Origin of the sequence: Acidovorax sp. MR-S7 (assembly GCF_000400995.2) — a bacterium.
In the GTDB taxonomy this organism is placed as follows: domain Bacteria; phylum Pseudomonadota; class Gammaproteobacteria; order Burkholderiales; family Burkholderiaceae_C; genus MR-S7.
In genome coordinates, this window is record NZ_DF238947.1 from 58,848 (window position 1) to 60,041 (window position 1,194).

The following is a 1,194-nucleotide window of genomic DNA, read 5'->3' on the forward strand; positions in this document are numbered from 1 at the left end:
AGCAGCGCCGTGCAGGCGAGCTGGGTGAGGTGGCTGGTGATTTCGTGCGAGAGCTGCGCCAGCCCCAGGCAGGCGATGAGCGCGAGCAGGGCCGCGTCGGCCATGGCGCGGGCGTAGTCGGCGGGCTGGGCCTCGCCGCCGAAGGCGAAGGCCACGGGCTGCGCGCCGGGGCTGCGCGCCAGGTAGTACATGCAGTACCAGGTGGCGGCCAGCGTGACGGCCAGCAGCGCGGCGAAGGGCAGGCGCGCGGCCACGTCCATGGGCAGCCAGCCGCCCAGCGCCTGGATGGCCCAGGCGCCCAGCCAGTAGGGCAGGGGGCCGTCGGTGTCGGGCGGCATGCCGGCCAGCAGCGGGTTCATCCACGGCGTGCGGCCCAGGGCCAGCTCGCGCATGTAGCCGAAAGCGGCCATGTCGGCGTTGCGCCAGGGGTCGCGCCCCACGAAGCCCGGCACGGCATAGGCCAGGCACAGCAGCAGCAGCGCCCAGCGCGGCAGCGGCCGCACGGCGCTTTGGGCAACGATGGCGGGGGTGGGATGGTTCACGCGGTGGACAAGGCGGACAACGGGACCGCTGGAGGATAGCCAAGAAAAAGGGCAGCTCGGCGAACCGGCTGCCCTCGATCGGCAAAACCTGGAGAGAGGCGTTGCTTACTTCTTGCCGAAGCGGTTGCGGAAGCGCTCCACGCGGCCGCCCATGTTGTCCACCGACTTCTGCGTGCCGGTGTAGAAGGGGTGCGACTCGCTGGAGGTATCCAGCTTGAACAGGGGGTATTCCTTGCCTTCGAAGGTGTCTTTTTCCTTCGTGTTCACGCAGGAACGGGTCACGAACTTGAAGCCGTTGGACAGATCGACGAACAGCACTTCGCGGTAATCGGGGTGGATGCCTTCTTTCATAGCCTTTTCCTAAGTCAGCGGGAGCCGTGCCAGCCATGCGCAACCGGTTTGCGCATTCGAAAACTTGGCGTACTTTCCGCAAAAAGCCCGCCATTATCGCATATCAGTTTTCCATACCGCTGCGCGCCACCCGCAACGATGAAACTGGCGCGACCCAAGCGCGGGCAGCCGCGCAAGGGCCTGGGCCGGCCGCGCCGCCCCGCCGCGCTGGCTGCGTCCCCCTTCCCCTAGGGACAGTCTGCATAAATCATCTCCTGACGTGCTTGGCGAGCCACATGCGCTGAGAAAATCAGAGCAATGA

The 1,194-nt window shown here is 66.8% G+C and carries 1 protein-coding gene and 1 pseudogene; both read right to left on the minus strand.

From position 1 onward, the window contains the following. Nucleotides 1-542, minus strand: a pseudogene (locus AVS7_RS15765) (hypothetical protein); the annotation flags it as partial. 105 nt (nucleotides 543-647) lie between these two features. Further along, nucleotides 648-893: a type B 50S ribosomal protein L31 gene (locus tag AVS7_RS15770; RefSeq protein ID WP_020230649.1), complete on the minus strand. Its 246-nt coding sequence runs from the start codon at nucleotides 891-893 to the stop codon at nucleotides 648-650. Nucleotides 894-1,194: the final 301 nt, after the last annotated feature.